Raw genomic sequence first — 3566 nt, forward strand, 5'->3', positions numbered from 1 at the left:
AGCCGGTCGGCCCGCGTGCGCGCGGGCCGACCACCGGCGCGGACGGGTCCGTCCCCCGTCCGCGCCGGGAACGCGGCGGAACCCCCTGACCTGCGACCAGGGGGTTCCGCCGTCGTTCCGCCGTCGTTCCGCAGCGCTCGCGCGCGAAGGGTTCAGCCCGCCGGGTTCAGCCCGCGCGCCCCGCGCCGGCGCGCTCCACCACCGGCTCGCCCCGCCCGGCCACGTGCACCAGCACCAGCCCGAACCCGGCGATCACCACGTTCTGCAGCGCGGGGGTCAGCCCGTTCCACTGCTTCGACTGCCACATCAGGAACCACTCGCCGCCGATCACGATGAACCCCAGCCCGAACAGCAGCACCTGCATCCCGAACCCAGTCCCGGACAGCAGCGACCCCAACCGCGACCGGCCGGACAGCCACGCCCCCAGCCCCGCCAGCAGCACCACCGCCGTCAGCGCCTCCCAGGCGATGATCAGCACGTACGCGACCGTCACCAGCGCCGGGCTCGTGATCGCCCGCCACGCCGCGCTCGGCGCGCCGAACGTGGTGTCCATCGCGAACACGTGCTGCACGAACGCGTGGTTGGACCCGTAGTCGGTGACGTTGTTGAACGCCACCAGTGCCATGTAGACGCCCGCGACGGCCGTGAGCACCACGACCGCCGCGCGGGGTCCCCCGACCCGTGCCAGAAAGCGCATGACTGCTGAACCTAGTCACCGCGCGGCGGAAGTCCACGGGCCCGCGAACGATCACCCGGATGGCCGCGCCGACTGCTTCGGGTGCCCGATCCACCGGTCGGGCGGCAGGCCCCGGCCGTCCCGCCTACCTGCACGGGGGCGCGTAGTCCAGCTGCGGGACGTGCTCCCGCCAGGCGTCCTCGGTCAGCACGCCCCCGGTCCGCGCGCAGATCCGCCGACGGGCCCAGTCCGCGTCCAGGTGCCACAGCCGCACCGTGCCGTCGGCCGAGCTGGTCGCCACCACCGAGCCGTCCGGGCTCACCGAGATGTCCCGCAGCGCCGAGTCGTGCCCGACCACGCCCTCGCCGATCGGCCCGGCCAGCGCGGGGGCCGAGGTGTCCCACAGCCGCAGCCGCGCGTCCTCGCCGCCGCTGGCCAGGGTGCGCCCGTCGGGGGTGAACACCACCGACACCACCGCCTCCTCGTGCCCGGCCAGCGGCGCGCCCAGCGGCCTTGGCGCGGTCGGGTCCGAGAAGTCCCACAGCCGCACGAGCTTGTCGTCGCCCGCCGTCGCCAGCACCCGCCCGTCCGGGGACAGCGCGCCCGCCCGCACCGGGCCGTCGTGGCCGGGGAACCGGCCCACCGCCCTCGGGCGCGCCGGGTCCGACACGTCCCACACCCGCAGGTGGCTGTCGGCGCTGCCGGTCACCAGGAACCGGCCGTCCGAGGTGAGCAGCGCGAGGTTCACGTACCCGTCGTGCCCGGTCAGCGGCTCGCCCAGCGGCCTGGGGTGCGCCCGGTCGGACAGGTCCCACAGCAGGACGGTGTTGTCCTCGTCCGCGGTGACCAGCAGGTTCCCGCGCAGCGCCAGCGGCGAGCTGAACCGGGTGCGCAGCGGCAGCGGCGCGCCCAGCGGTTCCGGCTCCGCGCCCGGCCGCACGTCCCACAGCCGCACCGCCTTCGGGCCCGCCGTGACCATCGTGCGGCCGTCCTCGCCCAGCACCACCGCCCGCACCGGCTCGCCCGCGTCCCGCCGGTCGCCGATCGGGGCGGGCGCGTCCGGGCCGCCGGGACCGGCCAGGTCCCACGCGCGCACCGTGCCGTCCTCGCTGCCGGTCAGCAGCGCGCGCCCGTCCGGGGTGAACCGGGGGCCGACCGTGCGGGCGGCGTGCCCGACCAGCACCGTCGACGGCAGCGACCACAGCCGCACCACCGGGTCCAGGCTGCCGGTGGCCAGCGCGCGGCCGTCGGGGGAGAACCCGACCGCGAACACCGTGCCGCTGCGGCCCGCCAGCGGCTTGCCCAGCGGCTGGACCCGCGCCGGGTCGGTGACGTTCCACAGCCGCGCCGTGCTGTCCGCCGCGCCCGAGGCCAGCACCCGGCCGTCCGGGGAGAACGCGACCGACCACACCGGGGCCAGGTGCAGCGCCAGCGGCCTGCCGCGCGCCTCGGGGGCGGCCGGGTCGGTGACGTCCCACAGCCGGATGCTGCGGTCCTCGCTGCCCGCGGCGAGGGTGCGGCCGTCGGGGGAGAACGCGACCGAGTGCACGGTGCTGTCGAACCCGCCCAGCGGGGCCCCGACCTGGCGCGGCGCGCTCGGGTCCGACACGTCCCACAGGCGCACGGTCGCGTCGTCCGAGCCGGAGGCCAGCAGCCCGCCGGGGGAGAAGGCCACGGTGCGCACCTGCTGCCCGTGCCCGGCCAGCTCCGCGACCCGCCGCGGGGCGCTCGGGTCGGTGACGTCCCACAGCCGCACCGCGCGGTCGGCGTGCGCGGACGCGAGCGTGCGGCCGTCCGGGGAGAACGCGACCAGGTAGACGGTGTCCCTGCCTGGGGCCTCCGCGGTGCCCAGCCGCCTGGGGCGGGCCCGGTCGGTGACGTCCCACAGCCGGACCGAGCCGTCCTTGCCCGCCGACGCGAGCGTGCGGCCGTCGGGGGAGAACACGGCGGAGCTGACCCAGTCGCCGTGCCCGGTCAGCGGCTCGCCCAGCGGCTTCGGGGCGTCCCGGTCGGTGACGTCCCACAGCCGCACGGTGCGGTCGTAGCTGGCGGTGGCCAGGGTGCGGCCGTCCGGGGAGAACGTGGTCAGGTAGACCGCGCCGGTGTGGCCGGTCAGCGGGGTGGCCAGCGGCGCGCCGCCGGAGGAGATCAGCCGGGTGCCCAGGTCGAGCGCGGACGGCCGCATCCCGCGCGCGACCAGCGCCAGCTGCGCGGACAGCGACGGGTCGCGGTCGAGCAGCTTGTCGGCCTCGGCCACGACCTGCCGGAACACCGCGTCGTCGCGCTGGCGCACCGCCACCACGGCCGCGACCCCGGCGATCAGCGCGAGCACCACCACCAGCGCGACCCCGCCGCGCAGCGCCCACACCGCCCGCCGGTGGTGCTGGCCGGACACCGCGAGGAAGTCGCCGGTGGCGCCGGTCGGGCCCGCGCCGTCCGCCCGGTGCCTGGCCGCCCAGTGCCTGGCCGCCTCCAGCCGCGCGCCCCGGTACAGCAGCGAGGGGTCCCGGCCCTGCTCGGCCCAGGCCGCCGCGTCCTCCTCCAGCCGCTGCCGCAGCAGCTCGCCCTCCCGGTCCTGGTCGATCCAGTCGCGCAGCCTCGGCCACGCCTGGATCAGCGCCTCGTGGGTGATCTCCACCGAGCCCGCGTCGAGGGTGACCAGCCGGGCGCGGGCCAGCACCTCGAGCGCCTCCTCGGCGGCGGCCGGGTCGCCCGCCTGGCCCACCAGCTCCTGCCGGGTGGAGCGGCGCCGGGTGTCGTGGGTGTCCGCGCCGATCCGCACCAGGCGCAGCAGCAGCGGGCGCGCGGCCCCCTGCGCGGCCGGGGGGAGGTCGGCCCAGGCGCGCTCGGCCGTGGCGGCCACCGCGCCCTGGATGCCGCCCGCGGCCCG

At 77.7% G+C, this 3566-nt stretch carries 2 protein-coding genes; both read right to left on the minus strand.

Annotated features, from left to right (window positions below; all coding sequences use genetic code 11):
• Positions 1 to 166: 166 nt before the first annotated feature.
• A complete protein-coding gene (locus ACTUAL_RS04660) occupies positions 167 to 697 on the minus strand; it encodes a DUF2165 domain-containing protein (RefSeq protein WP_096491380.1) in 531 nt (176 codons plus the stop codon).
• Between the two features lie 124 nt (positions 698 to 821).
• Positions 822 to 3566: WD40 repeat domain-containing protein (locus ACTUAL_RS04665; RefSeq protein WP_440899377.1), on the minus strand; the 2745-nt coding region annotated here is incomplete at its 5' end.

The sequence above is a fragment of the Actinosynnema sp. genome (assembly GCF_052038725.1).

What these genes read in the sequence shown, in the direction of transcription:
- ACTUAL_RS04660 (WP_096491380.1), bottom strand. Translation starts at nt 697, where the DNA reads ATGCGCTTTCTGGCACGGGTCGGGGGACCCCGCGCGGCGGTCGTGGTG.